Origin of the sequence: Flavihumibacter cheonanensis, assembly GCF_022352215.1 — a bacterium.
Lineage (GTDB): Bacteria > Bacteroidota > Bacteroidia > Chitinophagales > Chitinophagaceae > Flavihumibacter > Flavihumibacter cheonanensis.
The window spans coordinates 134,790-151,406 of the sequence record NZ_JAKRWF010000002.1; the positions used below are offsets into that span (position 1 = coordinate 134,790).

General features: G+C 43.5%; 14 protein-coding genes. 3 read left to right on the plus strand and 11 right to left on the minus strand.

Annotated features, from left to right (window positions below; genetic code table 11):
- Window positions 1–3 precede the first annotated feature (3 nt).
- Window positions 4–1,215 (minus strand): exo-beta-N-acetylmuramidase NamZ family protein, encoded by a 1,212-nt coding sequence (locus tag MD536_RS09880; protein ID WP_239598465.1) that lies wholly within the window; start codon window positions 1,213–1,215, stop codon window positions 4–6.
- A gap of 164 nt (window positions 1,216–1,379) precedes the next feature.
- On the opposite strand from MD536_RS09880, the gene MD536_RS09885 reads away from it, so the two are divergent.
- On the plus strand, window positions 1,380–2,762 hold the full coding sequence (locus tag MD536_RS09885; protein ID WP_239598467.1) for a cytochrome ubiquinol oxidase subunit I: 1,383 nt from the start codon (window positions 1,380–1,382) through the stop codon (window positions 2,760–2,762).
- A 10-nt stretch (window positions 2,763–2,772) separates the two neighbouring features.
- Window positions 2,773–3,801 (plus strand): cytochrome d ubiquinol oxidase subunit II, encoded by a 1,029-nt coding sequence (gene cydB, locus MD536_RS09890; protein ID WP_239598468.1) that lies wholly within the window; start codon window positions 2,773–2,775, stop codon window positions 3,799–3,801.
- A 58-nt stretch (window positions 3,802–3,859) separates the two neighbouring features.
- Here cydB and MD536_RS09895 read toward each other — a convergent pair whose 3' ends face one another.
- A complete protein-coding gene (locus MD536_RS09895; protein WP_239598470.1) occupies window positions 3,860–4,816 on the minus strand; it encodes a 3-keto-disaccharide hydrolase in 957 nt (318 codons plus the stop codon).
- 160 nt (window positions 4,817–4,976) lie between these two features.
- On the opposite strand from MD536_RS09895, the gene MD536_RS09900 reads away from it, so the two are divergent.
- Window positions 4,977–5,798, plus strand: coding sequence for a hypothetical protein (locus MD536_RS09900; RefSeq protein WP_239598472.1), 822 nt, complete (start codon window positions 4,977–4,979; stop codon window positions 5,796–5,798).
- On the opposite strand, the gene MD536_RS09905 is transcribed toward MD536_RS09900, so the two are convergent.
- The 9 genes from MD536_RS09905 to MD536_RS09945 are packed head-to-tail and all read right to left on the minus strand — an operon-like array spanning window position 5,795 to window position 16,612.
- Window positions 5,795–7,009 (minus strand): dioxygenase family protein, encoded by a 1,215-nt coding sequence (locus MD536_RS09905; protein WP_239598473.1) that lies wholly within the window; start codon window positions 7,007–7,009, stop codon window positions 5,795–5,797. The genes MD536_RS09900 and MD536_RS09905 overlap by 4 nt on opposite strands.
- A gap of 52 nt (window positions 7,010–7,061) precedes the next feature.
- Window positions 7,062–7,916: a LytR/AlgR family response regulator transcription factor gene (locus tag MD536_RS09910; protein WP_239598479.1), complete on the minus strand. Its 855-nt coding sequence runs from the start codon at window positions 7,914–7,916 to the stop codon at window positions 7,062–7,064.
- A gap of 40 nt (window positions 7,917–7,956) precedes the next feature.
- Entirely contained in the window at window positions 7,957–8,739 is a 783-nt protein-coding gene (locus MD536_RS09915; RefSeq protein WP_239598480.1) for a hypothetical protein, read from the minus strand.
- Between the two features lie 18 nt (window positions 8,740–8,757).
- Window positions 8,758–10,077, minus strand: a complete 1,320-nt coding sequence (locus MD536_RS09920) for a hypothetical protein (protein ID WP_239598482.1) — start codon at window positions 10,075–10,077, stop codon at window positions 8,758–8,760.
- A 2-nt stretch (window positions 10,078–10,079) separates the two neighbouring features.
- Window positions 10,080–10,652 carry a hypothetical protein gene (locus MD536_RS09925; protein WP_239598483.1) on the minus strand — a complete coding sequence of 191 codons (573 nt, stop codon included), beginning with the start codon at window positions 10,650–10,652 and terminating at the stop codon, window positions 10,080–10,082.
- Between the two features lie 5 nt (window positions 10,653–10,657).
- Entirely contained in the window at window positions 10,658–12,295 is a 1,638-nt protein-coding gene (locus MD536_RS22065) for an OmpA family protein (RefSeq protein ID WP_239598485.1), read from the minus strand.
- Window positions 12,296–12,297: 2 nt separating this feature from the next.
- On the minus strand, window positions 12,298–12,957 hold the full coding sequence (locus tag MD536_RS09935; protein WP_239598487.1) for a hypothetical protein: 660 nt from the start codon (window positions 12,955–12,957) through the stop codon (window positions 12,298–12,300).
- Complete coding sequence (locus MD536_RS09940; RefSeq protein ID WP_239598488.1) at window positions 12,932–13,588, minus strand: response regulator transcription factor; 657 nt, start codon at window positions 13,586–13,588, stop codon at window positions 12,932–12,934. The genes MD536_RS09935 and MD536_RS09940 overlap by 26 nt, the downstream gene beginning before the upstream one ends.
- 48 nt (window positions 13,589–13,636) lie before the next feature.
- On the minus strand, window positions 13,637–16,612 hold the full coding sequence (locus MD536_RS09945; RefSeq protein WP_239598490.1) for a sensor histidine kinase: 2,976 nt from the start codon (window positions 16,610–16,612) through the stop codon (window positions 13,637–13,639).
- Window positions 16,613–16,617: the final 5 nt, after the last annotated feature.

Sequence of the window (16,617 nt, forward strand, 5' to 3'; positions counted from 1 at the left end):
CCATTAAGGATACAACAAGTATTTCTTCCGCATTGATTTGTATTGCGATAATCCAGGCTCCCAACTGGCACGGATAGCTTGTTCCGAAACACCATCCCGGATCTGTTGCTGGAACTGATCCGTACCCGCCAGTTTATTAATATCACCCATCTGGTTACTTTGGCTGCGGTCAAAGAATTTTTCTTTATACGGATACGCTTTATACAATTCCATCATCCATTGGATATTAAGCTTTCGCTCTTTTCTCAATGACGATATATCATAGTTCATAAGATCCAGTCCATAACAAACCTGGTTCATGTGCAGCGGTGTTTCCGACATCCCCGGGATACTTACCGGTGCAAACTGATAAGCATAACTGCCCTTAAGTGCAGGGGCCCCCAGTTTGGTAAAGGGTGTTTGCGTTCCTCTACCCTGACTTACAATTGTTCCTTCAAACAAACAAACGGAAGGATACAATTCCACACTCTGCTGTGTATTCAGATTGGGAGAGGGCGGTACCGGTAATGTATAGGGCATGTCGTGATGGTAGTTCTGCATTTTGATAATCTTCAATTTACAGGCAGGCAAATCGCGGAGCCATTTTTCACCATTGATCATCAACGCAAATTCAGCAATCGTCATACCGTGTGCAATTGGGATGGGGAACTGACCTATTCCTGATTTAAAGCGCATGTCCAGAATCGGTCCGTCTACCAGGTAGCCGTTTGGGTTCGGACGGTCGAGTATCATCAACTCCTTTTTGTGCTCGGAACAGGCTTCCATCACATCGCGCAATACATTGATGTACGTATAAAACCGACAACCAACATCCTGGATATCAAATATCATTAAATCTACATCAGCCAGATCCGCAGCAGAGGGTTTACGTTTTGAACCATAGAGAGAAATTATAGGTAAACCAGTTGCGGCATCTACCTCATCTTTAACTTTTGCTCCGTTGCTGGCATTGCCCCTGAAGCCATGCTCCGGCCCAAATACTTTCACTACCTGCATCCCAAGCGCCATCAGACTGTCCACGAGGTGTTTTTTCCCAATAACGGTAGTTGGATTGGCCAATATCGCTACCCGTTTCCCTTTTAAATAAGGCAGGTATTGTTCAGTTCGTTCTGCACCAGTTTTAAAGGAAGACTTATTACTAACATTACTGTATAAACGAAAAATGAAGAAACAACATATGGTTGTTATCAAAAGAACAGGAAGCAATCTTTTCATACTCTAATGTATCCAAAAAAACGGGACAATAAGTTGTACTATTTATCACATTGGTCCTTTTTTAAATATTTTCAGGTCAATTCTATTGCTCGCCGGAAAGGCAACCTATCTTTGTAGTATCGATCGAACGATTGCCTGCTCTTCACTGCTAAAATTTCTTATCCATGGATGTTGAAATACTTTCCCGCATTCAGTTCGCATTCACCATTGCCTTTCATTATATCTATCCACCGTTAAGCATCGGTCTGGGATTAATCCTGGTGATCATGGAAGGATTGTATCTTAAAACGGGACTGAAGATTTACGAAGACATGACCCGATTCTGGATCCGGATTTTTGCATTGATTTTTGGTCTTGGTGTTGCAACTGGAATTATCATGGAGTTTGAATTCGGAACCAACTGGGCAACTTATTCCAAATACGTAGGTGATATTTTTGGGAGTGCATTAGCAGCTGAAGGTATTTTTGCCTTTGCACTCGAAAGTGGTTTTTTAGGCATTCTATTATTCGGATGGAATCGGGTTAGCTCAAAAGTTCATTTCCTTTCAACCATAATGGTATTTCTGGGATCCATGTTCAGTGCCGTCTGGATCGTGGTGGCAAACAGCTGGCAGCAAACACCTGCAGGTTATCATATTGTAGGCGAGGGACTACAGGCCCGGGCCGAAATCACCGATTTCTGGGAAATGGTTTTTAACCCTTCCAGTATGGAAAGACTGAGCCATGTATGGATAGGTGCTTTTCTTGCAGGTGCTTTTCTTGTATTAAGCGTGCATGCTTATTATATACGGAAAGGGAAACACCTGGAAATAGCCAAACCAGGATTTAAAATCGCACTGGCGGTTGCGACCATCTTCTCCCTTGCGCAACTCTTTACAGGGCATAAAAGTGCCGATGGAGTAGCAAAAAATCAGCCCGCGAAACTGGCAGCACTCGAAGGACATTATGATAGCAGTGCGGTGGCGGATATGTACCTGATGGGCTGGGTGAATAATAAAACGCAGACCACCACAGGTATAAAAATACCAGGCGGACTCAGTTTTCTATTGCATCAGGATTTCAAAACGCCTGTTACCGGATTAAACGCATTCAAACCCGAAGACCGTCCGGGGCAGGTAAATGCAGTTTTTCAATTTTATCATATCATGGTTGCGATTGGCATGCTGCTGATCGCACTCACACTGTATGCGAGCTGGCTTTGGTGGCGAGGAAAATTATTTGAGAACAAGTGGCTGATGGGTGTTTTTGTGTGGGCTGTATTATTACCTCAGGTTGCTAACCAGGCAGGATGGTTCGCTGCAGAAATGGGCCGTCAGCCTTGGGTTGTATACAATCTTCTGAGAACCTCAGATGCATTATCCAAAGCCGTAAAAGCGGAACAGGTGCTGGTTTCTCTAATCCTCTTCACACTCGTTTACTCCATACTGTTAGTGTTGTTCCTCTACCTACTGAATAAAAAGATCAAACATGGTCCAGAGCTAACTGCCCCCGCGGATGAAAAAGAAGTGGAAGCAAAAAGTATCCGGGAAAACCCTATCATGAATTAAATTATCAAGTATGTTTTTAGGACTCGATTACAATACCTGGTGGTTTCTTGTATTTGGCGCTGTTATCAGCGGATATGCCATCCTGGATGGTTTTGATCTGGGAGCAGGCGCCCTTCACCTTTTCCTGAAAAAGGAAGAAAGCCGCCGCATCGCGTTGAATGCCATCGGACCGGTATGGGATGGAAATGAAGTATGGCTGGTGATTGCCGGCGGAGCTCTTTTTGCAGGATTCCCTATAGCGTATGCTGCTGTATTTTCCGCCTTTTACCTGCCCGTAATGATATTTTTGATCGGATTGATCTGGCGGGCGGTAGCTATTGAATTCAGAAGCAAGGAACCTGGTAAACTATGGCGGCTAACCTGGGACATCATATACACATTCGCCTGCGTAGTGGTAACTTTTTCACTCGGACTCATGCTGGGAAATGTTGCTCTTGGTATTCCGTTGAATGAAGAAAAAGAATTCTCCGGCTCGATGCTGTCTTTCTTCAATCTCTTTTCAATTCTGGTTGGAATTACTACACTGGCTTTGTTCATGATGCACGGCGCCATCTATCTCGCGATGAAAACAGAAAACCGATTGTATGTTAAGCTGACCGTGCTGGCAAAGAATTTCACCATATTTTTTGTGGTTGCCTTTTCACTGACTACCTTATACACCTTGTTATACATTCCGCACCTCAGTGATAAAATACGCAGCAACCCGCAGTATTTTATTTTTCCGGTGATCATGATACTTGCCATTGCCAGCATACCCAGGCAATTAAAAAGAGGGAATTACCGGCTTGCCTTTTTATTCTCCTCCATAACTATCGCCTCCCTGTTGATTGCGGTGGCTGTGGAAGTATTTCCTCATTTGCTCTATGCAAGTAATAATCCGGCAAACAGCATCACCATTGATAACGCCGCTTCCTCTGCGAAAACCATGAAAACCCTGTTAATAATCGCCATGATCGGTACACCACTCGTAGCCACTTATACAGCTTTTGTTTTCTGGACCTTCAAAGGGAAAGTCAAACTCGATGAGATGAGTTATTAAAAAAAGGCAGACAGGTTCGTCAATCCTGTCTGCCTTTATGTATGTAGGTGCCCTGTAGTTAGAGTGCTGGCGTAATCGTAATATTCCGGAATTCAATAGGGCCATGATCACCCTGGAAGAAAATGGGTCCGGGCTCTCCTTCATTGCTATCCAGCGCACCACCTGTAATACCAGGGATTTCCTGGTAGTGAATAATCTGCTTGCCATTCAGGAAAACAGTCACATAACGACCTACTATTGTAATATCATAACTCTGCCATTCGCCAGCTTTTTTTGCAGCCATTTCAACCGGAGAGATAAAACCATAAATCGCACCTAACAAATCTTTTGCCGGATCTTTACCATAGCTGTCTTCAATTTGCACTTCATATCGGCCACGCAGGTATACACCACTATTACTGCCGGCAGGGCAACGAAATTCTACATGTAATTTAAAGTCGCGGAACTTTTGCTCAGACGCCAGGTTTACACCAGACTTGGGGCTCTTCAATACGCCATTTTCTACCACCCACTGGCTGTTTTCGCCCAATGGTTTCCAGCCATCCAGGTTTTTGCCATTAAACAAAGCAATTGGTTTGCCCCAAACCGGTGCCTTGGTCGGACGCAGTGCCGGAGCTTTTACACCCGTGAAAGGCCAAACTTTTCCATTGGCTTCCACCATGGTTCCGGTAAGTTTACCATCCTTGAGCGTTGCTTCAAATTTCTGATCATTGTCTTCGGCTTCCCACTGCGGAGGTAAACTAAAGCTGAGCTTTCCATCAGTAAAGAATACCTGGGAAATCGGACGAGCACTTCCACCCATACCAACAAAATGACCAACCAATCGTTTATGACCCGAATGGTTGATTTCCAACCAGGAAGGCTTGGGTACTCCATTCTCTATAACTGTCATATCCCAACGTCCTTCAATCTGGGGCGCTGCTGATTTTACTGTAACATGATCCTGGGCAGTCGCCACCATACCGGCTGTCATACAAACTGCAGCAATGCTAAAAAACTGGAAGATTTTTTTCATATTCAATCAATTCTTGTTGGTTGAGCAATAAACAGCTTCAAATTAAGCCTTTTTAGCTAGACGCGCCTGGAATTACCGTTCATACAGTTTTTTCAAAAAATACACCAATCACGCACGCGGATTCCCTGGATACTATTGTCAAGGCAGGAAAATATAACCCTTGTTACACATAAAATGGTTTTTACTCCTGGTAGTTGTCGGAATTGTTTTACCTGCTTGTCAGCGTGATGAACCAACTCAGCCCGAATTACCCAACCAACCGGTGAAGCTGCTGCGATCCATTCAATGGGAAGGAGATCTGCAAACGAATTTCAATTATCATTCAGACAGTTCTGTTAAGGAAAGAATTGATCAGATCGGAGTAAATGCGCAGAAAACAATTTTTAGCTGGAACAACAGGAAACTTACTGAGCATGCAAGGGAAAATTCCTTGTATAAAAATGTATATACCTATAATGCAGCCGGACAAATAACCAGTATCCGCAACCGGTACAAAGAAATACCTGGCAATAACGGATATGAATTTCAATTTCAATACCAGGGCTCCGGATTGGTGAAAGAGATGACCTATTCGCAAATCAATGAAGCCGGGACCAGCCTGGTTAGTCGCGCTGTTTATACCTATTCCCCTCAAAATGAATTGCAGCTTATCCGCTCCTATAACGCTGCCGGAATATTGCAGGTAGAGCTCCGTATTGAATCCTATTCAGCTCCCTGCTTTATTAATCCATGGGTTTTTGTATCACCAGGACTGCATCCACTTTTTCAATTATATTCTTACCCGGTTTTAGCATCCTTAAAAAAGCTGCCGGCCAAAATCAAGCAGCTACAATTCAATCCGGATGGATCTGTTCTTTCAACAGTTAATTATTTCAATCGTGCGACTATTACTGATTTTTATATCACATTCCTTGAAATGGAAACTCAAAGTGTTACGAGTCCAACAATGAATGCAAAAACAAGTGGTAGCTTTCGTTATTAGTTATGCGGCAGTTCCTGCAGATCAAAATAATTGCCCTTTGTTTTATCCAGGGTTCTGCTGACTAACGCAAAATTTTCCTTTGTTGGAGCCAGGTTTTCAAAACGGGCTACGATACGGCGATGTCGGTAAATAACAAATAGTCCTTCTGTACCTGCATCAATTTTGTTGAGATACATTTCAGTTTCCTCATCCCGAACAGAAGGAGCAAAGGTTAGTGCCACCTGTTGTATGCCGAGTTCACGGCCCAGGTTTTCCAGTTCCTTTACCCGTTTGGCTTTTGAATAGTCCTGCTCATTTGCATAAATGAAATAGACTTTCAGGTATTGCTGGCGGATAACCGATTCTCTTTCAAGAAAACTTAGCCAGGATCGGATGGCTTGCCAATCGGGACGATTCCCCACAAAATAAAGAAGTCCGTGATAACGTCCATACTTACAAACCGGGCAGGTCCTTGTTCCTTTATCCGGACCATACGCATGAAATGGAATGAAGGAGGGCTGGTCTTCACCAACAGGCAAACCTGATCCGGTTCGGATTGCTTTTGGATGATTGGGAATGTTTAATCCCACTATAATATCATGTTCCGCAACTTGCATTCCATCCCGAAGCAGGATCCGGGCTATGCCGGAACCACCCCGGTTTTCAGATGGGTACTTTTTCAGATGTGCAATCAGCAGGGGGTCATCGTCAAAATTCAAATCTTCGGTGTAATACGCATCATTCGCCCCTGGTTCCAAGAGAAAAAAATGAACATGGGCCGGCAAACTTTCTCCCGGATAAGCTCCCGGGCGAATGGTATAAATTTCATATTGCCCTTTCTCATCGGTTTTTACCCAACCCCGGATATGTCCATGTGCAAGTACCCGCTTATCAAGGCCCGCAGCAGGCGAATATAAACCACTTGCATCCGTTTGCCAGTAATAGAGAACCACACCTGGAGCAGGAGTTTTACCATCGGCCTGAAAAATAGTGCCGGCAATCAACAAACGCTGACCTTTTTCAGCCCATCCGGCACTGGTATCCACGGCATCAATTTCCGCTGGCATCCCAACATAAATGAGTTCGCAACCTTCACAAGCTCCCCCGATCTTTTCTTTTGAACTGGTTTGCACCTGTGTGGAACCGGGTTGTCCTTTACAGGAAACAAGGGTACCCAACAGCAATATTGCCAATGAAATCAAGATCCGGGAAAGTGAAACTGAACAAATCATAGTGGGGTTTTTCAGCAAACTACTGCAACTTGCAGCCCGGGAACAAATCGAATCAGCTTTCCTGTGTGAAAATAAGCGTATCCTGAGGGCCCGATAACTGCAATGCCTGCCTGAAATTAGAAACATAGTTCCTGCTAAGCCGGATAACGGCCCCTGAAACAAGCTCCAGGTCGTAATCACCATTGCCGCGTGAACGAACTACCTGAATTTTATTACAGTTGACCATGCAGGATTTGTGAACCCGGACAAATTCAGCCGGATCAAGTTGTGCCTCCAGGCTTTTCAAGGTTTCGCGATGAAGCAGTTTTTTGTGCTCAAGGTGTAGCATCACGTAGGGACTGCTGGCTTCCAGGTAAAGCAAATCCGTTACAGAAATAACGACCTTCCTGTTGCCATCCGGCACCATCAATTGGCGTATTGGATTTGACAGCTGAACAGATGAAGTCTGTTTTTCCTTGGTTATATTTTCAGTTGGGGAATACCAACGATACAAAAGAATCGGTGCCACGTAAAACCCCAACAGCACATAGAGGTATTCGGTCAGTCCAAACCAGAGGGTTTGCCTGACTTCAAACTGATAACTGAAAAACAAACCGGAAAACAACCAGATAAATACTGCATAAATAAAGAGATGTAGCAATATTGGAATAATACTGGCGATAAGCATACTTAGAGTGGATGCCTTCACAGTAAACCGTAACCAATTCCACTGCGCCAACCAAAGGGGGATAAAAAAAAGCCAGAAACTACTGAATAACAGCGATTCCTCTATATAATATCCACTACCCCTGAATGATGCATAGAGATAGTCCTGAACCAGTGTAAATAGTACCAGACAGGAAATTAGCGCCAGGAGAATCCGGGCAGCTGAGTCAATTTTAAATGCAAATGAAGCAACGGATAACATGCCAACTATGCTACCCTGAAAGTACGAAATAATCAGGTGCTTAGCCTCCGGTTGTAACAGAAACACCCGCCCCTGCTTTGTTAGCCGGGATAACAAAAGGTCCTTTTCTATCAGTAACAGCCCCGCTTTTATCAATAATAAAATTCATAAAAACAGCATTGTTCCGGATGTTTTTATCCTGTTCATGCTGTGATAACTCCACTTTAATGGTGTACCATAAACCCGGAACAAGAAAAATTTCCTTGTTGCCGGTTTGAGCCGCAACTTTCTGAATGCCGGTAAGTCCCGGGATTGGCATGGGATAGCGTACCATTATTTGTTTATTCGTCTCCTTACCTTTTATTGGAATCCAGATTTCCGCCAGTTTTCCTGATTCCAGCGAATAGTCCATTGTCAGGCGTGTATCAAAATGCCAGATTGTTGTCCGGTTAATACTTGTTCTTTTAGTAAAATCATAAAAGCCCTCAAAAATGGAAGCGTTCATTATACAATTCCGGAAAGCCCAGGTTTCTGTGCCCAGGTTATCCACGGCAACCCGAACTTTTAATTCTTTAGCAAAGAGTGCCTTTTTCCCAAGTTGCGATTCATAATTCGATCCAAAAGATTCCAGGTGTTTTTTCTTGAGTTCTTTGTATTCAGATTCGACAAATTCAAATTTCAGATTATCCATTAAACCGAGATCAAAATCTGCAGGACCTTTGGAAATATCCTTTACAACTTTTCTGTCAACCGGTTTTTTAATATTGTTTGTTTTGTCTTTATCCTTTTGAGCATGTGCCAAAAAAGAAGAAAGTAACAAAACAAGGAGGACACTATTTTTCATATGCAGGTTTTATTGTAGTTATTCACCGCTTCGTTTGTATTTTTCCTTCACGAACTCGTAGAACATATAGCCATAGCGGTCATACCAGTCGCGGGTTCCAAATTGTTCTTCACAATTAGCAAGTGCAATCAGGCTCTCCTGCAGCTTACCGATCAATTCAACATATTTCAAATCATAGGCTTTTTCCATATCCTTGACACTGGCTTCAATCTTCACCTTCTGTGCCTGCCATGCCAATCCGGAAACAGCATGTATACCGGATGTGTTATCGCCAAAGGCAATTGCCTTTTTTGAAAAATCTTTCGTGCATTTATAAATCACGCGAAGTTGCTCCAGGTTATGGCGCACTTTTTCAAACTCTGCCCTCGCTTCCACAAAACAACGGGCACAATCACCACGGGAATCACTCACCGTGCTTGCTGCACCCTCTTCCTCTTCTGCACAAAAACTGGGAATGGATGGCATACCTGGAGGCATAGGCAGATCCATACAATCTCCGATGCCCGTGTACGCTTCCAAAAGTTCTTTGATAGAGACACCCTGTTCTTTCAGTTCCTTCAGTTTTTTCAGTATGTTCTCCGCATTCTTGCTTTCCATTATTTCCTTGATCTGCGAAAGATGTTTTTGCATCTGCCAGCTTTGTGCGTATAAGGGAGTTGGTTGTAACAAAATTGAAATAGGAGCAAGGAGGATCAACGTCTTCCCTTTTTTATTTTTAAGCAAAACCAGGATTATTAATAATAATACTGCAATGATTCCGCCTGCAATCCAGAGGATCTTGTTTTGTCCACCCGAATTAACCGCATTCGAATTATCATCAACGGTAGCTTCGGTTTTTTTGGAATCGGTATTCTCTTTTGCGGCATCCATTTTTACAAAAGGTGATGGCAGGTTGTTTTTTACTTCCGGACTGGCATAAACGACCAGTTGGTAATCCCCTTCATCTGTGTCGGAATACACTCTTATACCAAAATCACCATAGGATCTTAATTTGAGATTGGCAATTCCATCAGGCGCATCGGTTGTCGAACCTTTCAGTTCTATATCCTCCCAATTGTTTTTGACAATTTCCATCCGGGCGTTTTTGCCATCCGGGCCCACCAGGAAAACATCAATGGGCTGAAACATGGAAGCTCCTTTCACATAAAAAAATTCACCTTTTGGTGAAAGTTTACCCACGCCTGCAATGCCTTTTGCCCCTTTCCAGTCTTTTTGGTTCTCGAGCTGAAGTTTTACCACTTTCAGTTTTTTGTCAAGTGTAAAAGGCTGTGCAACGGCATTCGAAACCATACAGCAACAAAGAACCAAGAAACAGCTAGTCAGCAGGATATTTTTCATTATTACAGTTGTTTAAGTTGAGCGCCCCAATCCATCGCGAGTTGCCGGATTTCGTCTTCGGTGAAGAGAATTCCATCAGCTGGTTTACCGTTCTCCGGAATTGAGGATTGAATAATGCATTTATACGAACCGACACGAAAAGCGGCCCGGATGATCTCTGATTTATTGGTTGTTTCATGAAACAGTGTTCCGCCATCTCCTGCATCGATCAGGCCAAGATAACCCGGCATCTGGGCCAGGGCCATCATGATTCGTTTCAACTGAGCAGTATCTTCAAATTTTTCCAGGTTGATCCACAATACGGCCTTGGTCTTCCTGTTCTCATATCGTTGATCACAAACTTTATCGGTCTGAACAGCAAAATCAACTTGAAGATTTTGTGCTTTTAATTCTTTTTGAAGTCCGGAAGGAAATAAAAAAGAACAATTTTCATTCGGCTGATCTTGTGCTGTTGGCGTGCTTCTTTTTGAACTTGCTGCTGAAGGAGTAGCAGGCGACTCCTCTCTTATTTTTTCTTCGGCATCTCCACATCCAATCGAGGCAACAAGCAATATAAACAGGATTCGATTATACATAGTAGTTATTTTATCAGTTTAATTTCTACACGTCTGTTTAATGCTCTTCCAGTTACTGTTGAGTTATCAGCAACCGGTTGGGTAGCTCCATAGCCTTTAGCTGCAAGTTTTGATGCAGCAGCTGATTTTTTCAGCCAGTCTACCACCGCTTTTGCGCGTTTTTCAGATAGCTCCAGGTTATAGGAAGCATTTCCTTCAGCATCTGTATGCCCGCCTATCTCCAGTTTCCAATCTGGATGCTGCCGAATAATCGCGAGTACCTGTTGCAGTGTTTTTTCTGATTCGGGCTTTAGTATGGCTTTGTCGGTATCAAAATAGATTCCATACAGGTCGAGTTTACCTTTCTCTTCCAATTCAGCTGCCAGGTTATCCTGCGTTTCAGGTTCCAGTTTAATTACCAGGTTCTCCAATGGCCTGGCATCCAGTGTTTCCACCAGTTTGTTATTTTTATACCCTGCCGCAGCAGCCTGAATCACCACCATGCCCATTGGCACATCACTGAGCTGAAAAAGTCCCTCTGTACCTGTTTGAACTTCACGGCCTCCGGATACTTTTACCATGGCTTGCTCAATGGGGGCTTTGGTTTTGGCATTTATCACTTTGCCTGCAAGAGCAGAAACAGGAATGGATTTGGGATTCACTAACAGGCGGATAAAATCCACTCCGAAACCATCTCCTGAATTGGTAGCCGGACCATCAATCCGGATGGTCAGCTGGCCGGTTTCTACCTCATTCAGGAATTCCGGCAATACCTGAACAGATAATAATTTACCAATAGGTCCACCCTGTTTCAGCTCATTGAGGTAACTGCTGATCCAGACGGCTTCCCGGTCGTTGATCCAGACCTGAAATTTGGAATGGTAAGTGGCGGGTTGAAAATCGTCCAGGAACAGCTGCAAGAGGGCATGCTTAACCTTCAGCCCTTTTAGATCAAAGGATAGTTTTAATGGTTCAGGAAGATTATAAGGTCGTTCTGTGGATTTGGTGTAACCATCCACTTTATTAGGTTTGGAAAAAGTTGTCTTGTCGTATTCATATCCGGAGATGACCATAATCCGGTCCGTACCAGCCGGATCATCCGGTTCCGGGTAAAAAGGATAATCATGCTTTGGGGTTGATTCACCGGAAAAGGGATCAAAACCTACCGGCCATCCATAACCGAGATTATCCATATCGCCATAACGGTATTCCAGTTCAGCCAACTCCGTGTTATATGCGATGAAATTGGGCTGGTCCCATCCATCTGGTATGGTAGGTTGTGAAACTTTGAACTTAGATTTTTTACGCTGTTCAATCAGCCTGTCCTTTTGTACCAGAAAGTAGGCAAAGGCATCCGGTAAGGGTTGGCGGTAGATATTTTCCATCCGCTCTTTTCCTTTTTCCTGGTACTCTTTGACCGATCGGAAATACAGTTTATTCAATTCCATATGGCCTATGTACCGGCGATCTTCTTCTGACGACTGCCAATTGCTTTGGCCGGTGGGAACAGTTATTTTTATTGCGGAACCCGGTTCCGAATTATCAGCCACTGAGGCTGCCTTTGTTTCCACAGGAACATTTTCCTCAGTTGCATTTTCTTTTGGCGTTTCATTGGCACAGGCCATTAGAAAAGAACAAATGAAATAGACAATTCGCGCTTTCACGATCAATTGATTTTAGCGGCGATGGCAGTTCCCAGTTTTTTGAGGTTCTCCAGGTCGTAACAGGGACAGGGAGTTTTGGAACTGGCACTTTCTTTTGTCTTGATTTCAATGAACAGGTTTTTCTTTACAAAAACCAGTTGATGCTCCTGCCGGCCGGTAAGTTTGTCTTTGAAGTTCATCGTATAGGCTTCATCACCTATTCCTTTCACTGCTTCTATTCCCTTATCAGCGTAAGCTTTTTTAATATAACTCAGGTCTGCCTTTCCTGGCGTTTGAGTTACAATAAATATCATATCATCTCCCCAGCCTTTTCCCAGCCGGTAAGATCGGTTGCAATTTTTTCCGGACTGCTCAACAGAAGTTACACGTTCAACAATTCCTTTCATTCCGCAGGTTGTTTCAACCATTTCTGATGTCAGCAAATCAGCACATGATATAGCAGCCGGTGATGGGGAATCTATTTGTATCGAAGCCGCAGCGGTGCTTGTTTTCGGGTCTGTACTACAGAAAGAGAAACAGCAGGCAACTGCGGTAAAAAGGGTAAGCAATTTGACACGCATGGAAGATGGTTTAATAGTTCCCCTAAAATTCAGGCAAAGCCCGTAGGCCTGCAACACATGATCATGCAGGTAGGTATTAAACCAGCCGGTTGCGAATGGCAAGTGCAACTGCTTCCGTAGCGCTGTTTACGTGCAGTTTGGTATAAATATTCCTAATATGAAAACGAACGGTATCCAGACTGATAGCTAGTTGCAGGGCAATCATTTTATAACTTCTGCCCTCAACCAGTGATTGCAGCACCTGTTTTTCCTTTTCTGTCAGTTCGTTGGGAGTGTGAGTTGCCCGGACGGATGTTCCTCTTGCGAAAACATGCAATATTTTCCGGGCGATTACCGGTGTCATTGGTGAGCCTCCGGCTACCGTATCAAACATTGCCTGTACAATTTCATGGGGTGGCGTACTCTTTAAAAGGTATCCATCCGCCCCGGCCTTGATGGCATCAAAAACTTTTTCATTTTCCTCAAATACAGTAAGTATCAGGATCAGTTGTTCCGGAAATAGCGTTTTAATCTTTGTGGTAGCATCAATTCCATTCAGTACCGGCATATCAATATCCATTAATATCAATGAAGGATTTGATTCACGCACCCGTTTTTCCACATCAGCTCCATCTGCAAAAGAACCAACCACCCGGATGCCCGGAAATTCCTGGAAATACATTTCCAGGCTTTGGCGATAGGCTTCATTGTTTTCAAAAATTACAATGGTCAGTTCTCTTTTTTCACTACTCATAACAGTAAGCTAATAAATTCAGGATATCTGTACAGTAGCCCTGCATATTTATGCAGGTAGTTGCTGTAATGGAATGGTCAGCCTGATCCGGCATCCGGCACCCGGGGTCGTATCCACCTGGATCGTTCCTCTGAGTTCCTTAATTCGTTCCGCCATATTAATCAGGCCGTTTTTTCTGGACAGCGCGTTGCTATCAAATCCAATACCATTGTCTCCAACTTCAACGATGAAATGATTCTTTGAAACAGAACAGGTTAATTTAAAGACAGTAGCCTTGCCATGTTTTAGGCAGTTATTCATTGCCTCTTTAAGTATGAGAAAGATATTTCTTTTCTGCAACATGCTTAATTCAACCGAAACACAGGAGAATGCGCCTTCCGCATCCAGGCGGATATTTCCAGAAGTCAGAATTGGCTCTGCATATTTAATAAAGCGCCTGATAAGTGGTTCTGCTTCTTCATTATGTGGTTGAATAGCCCACACAATATCTGACATATTCTGTACCATATCCCTGGTGTGTTGCCGGATTTCCTGTACGATACTTTTACCCTTTTCATCCTTTACTCTCGACTCCAGCAGCGTGCTGTAAATACCAATACTACTAAGGGTAGAACCAATGTCATCGTGTAAATCACGGGATAACTGCCAGCGCAACTGCTCCATTCTTTTTTTAGAAACCCATTCTTTACGGATGCTGTAAACAATGGGTGCCAGGACTAGGATTGCCATGACCGTATAAAACCACCAGGATTTCCAGAAAGGTCGGTGAATCACAAAAAGATGTTCCAGCGTATTCTCTTGCCAGTTTTCATTGAGTCGCCGGTATTGTATTTCCAATTGATAGGACCCAGGCTGCAGTTGATCAAATACAAGGCTGCCCAGGTTCCCCAGGTAAATCCAGTCTTTATCGGATTGTTTCAGCCGATAGCGGTATTGAATGGATTCCTGTTGTGTATAATCCAATGCAGCAAACTCGAACCGGTAGGTATTGTCCTCATTTCCTTTTTGAATTTGAGTAAATACAAAGGGGATCTTTTCCGGTTCTTTCAATTCAACATAGGGGTAATACAATATTTTATCGCGCATGAGGAAGGCGGCACCATATTGTCCAACCAAACAGGCATCCTGGAAGGCATGATAGCGCTTATCATGCAGCATGGTGGTATAAATGTGCAACCCATTGGCACTATCAATGTAGTTTATTCCGTTTGGTGTTTTTATCCAGCTTTTACCAAGCGAATCCTTGCTCAATTCGTAAATAGTATTGGAAAGCAAACCATCATGCGTACTAAAGCTGCGTACTACAGTACCCGATTTTGTTATTAATTTGAGGCCTTCATATAAAGTACCAACTAAAAGCTTATCACCCAGTTTCAGGATGTTATAACTTCCTCCCCGGAAAGGCAGCCTGACCAGCATTTCCAAACTTCGCTTTTGAAGATCCAGACGGTAAATAATTGCTGCGGTATCAATTAGTAACAATTCCGATTTTTCCGCAACCGTCCAGTCCGTTACTTGTGTATGACCCGGACCAGCAACAATTGAATCAATAAAATTCCCCTGGTTATTAAACAAGTGGATCGCATGTTTCCCTGTAAAAACATGGAAACTATCCGTACTGATTCCCTCTGGATCAAGCAGTCTAAGCTTTCCCGGAGGAATGAAGGGTTCAAACTGATTTCGGCTTTCATTAAACCTCAGCACTTCATCACTGAACCAGGGATTAATATAAAGTCCCAGTTTGTCGGCATAGAGCAATTTCAAATAATTGGCCCATTTACCGGGATAAAGCTGTTGCGGAATATACTGTAGCTCCCTGTTTTGTACATCCCATTTGTATAAACCCTTTGAACGATTGTTGACGAAAATCGAGCCGGATGGTGAAGAGAATAGCTGCGTGGCCCCATGCTGAAAAGAAAAATTAAACGACCGGATGGGTAATGAAAAATTGATACTGGCTGCTGAAGGCCGGCAGATGAAAACTCCCTGCTCGAATGAAATCCAGATATTACCATTTCGATCGGCAAATAATGCGGAGATGGATTCCAGTTTATGCTGGTTTCCATTGAGTGATACAGAAGTATAATCCTGCAGCAATTGCATATCGCTATTGAATACATAAATATGTCCACCCAGGGTCGACATCCAGATATTTCCCGAAGCATCCTGGATCATCGTATTGGGTATGCTGAAATAATCATCCTGCATCCCTGCTGCAGCGGGCATCCACACACTGTCAAGCCGGTTCTTTCGGGTATCATACCGGTAAAGGGACCTGCCTTTTTGTTCATTTACATTCCAACAGCTGAACCAAATGGATCCATCACGATCCATGAGGGACGTAGAAATATCCAGTTGATGTTGCAGGATTTTTTTCTGAAGCGGATTATAGTTGGAAGAATAAAATTGTCCTGCTGTATCTAGTTGTAAAAAACCATGCGACGAAGAAATCCAGATCATTCCATCCGGATCTTCCAGTACATTCCGAAGATTGTTGAAATCGCTTATGGGTAACCGTTTGCGTTGATCTTCCAGGAGTTTAAATCCGGCTGGAGTCCACTTCAACAAGCCTCCTCCTGTACTCATTAAAATCGTTTTCCTGGAAGTATGCACAATGGTATGTGATCTTCTATACTCTTTCTGTTTCAATTGCCGGGCGAAGCTGAGAAGTTTTCCGGAACCGGGAGTAAAACGAACGGGGCCTTCGTGTTCGGTAACAGCCCAGATATTCTGGTACGCATCTTCTGTAATTCCAAAGTTCATAATGGAAGAAGGAAGGGAACGAAGGGGATCCTGAGGATCGTAGGACAAAGTAAAAAATCGGGTTCCATCGTAGCGCTGGAGTCCATTTCTGGTATTCAGCCAAATCAGTCCGCTATGATCCTGGTAGAAGAATTTGACCCGGTTATCAGCCAGGCCCTGTTGCGTTGTGAGTTGCCGGATGGCAGGCAAATCAGCTTCCTGTTTGGAATATAATTTAGCAGATAGGATAAGCAGTCCGGTCAGAAATAGCCAACTCCTCATACTTA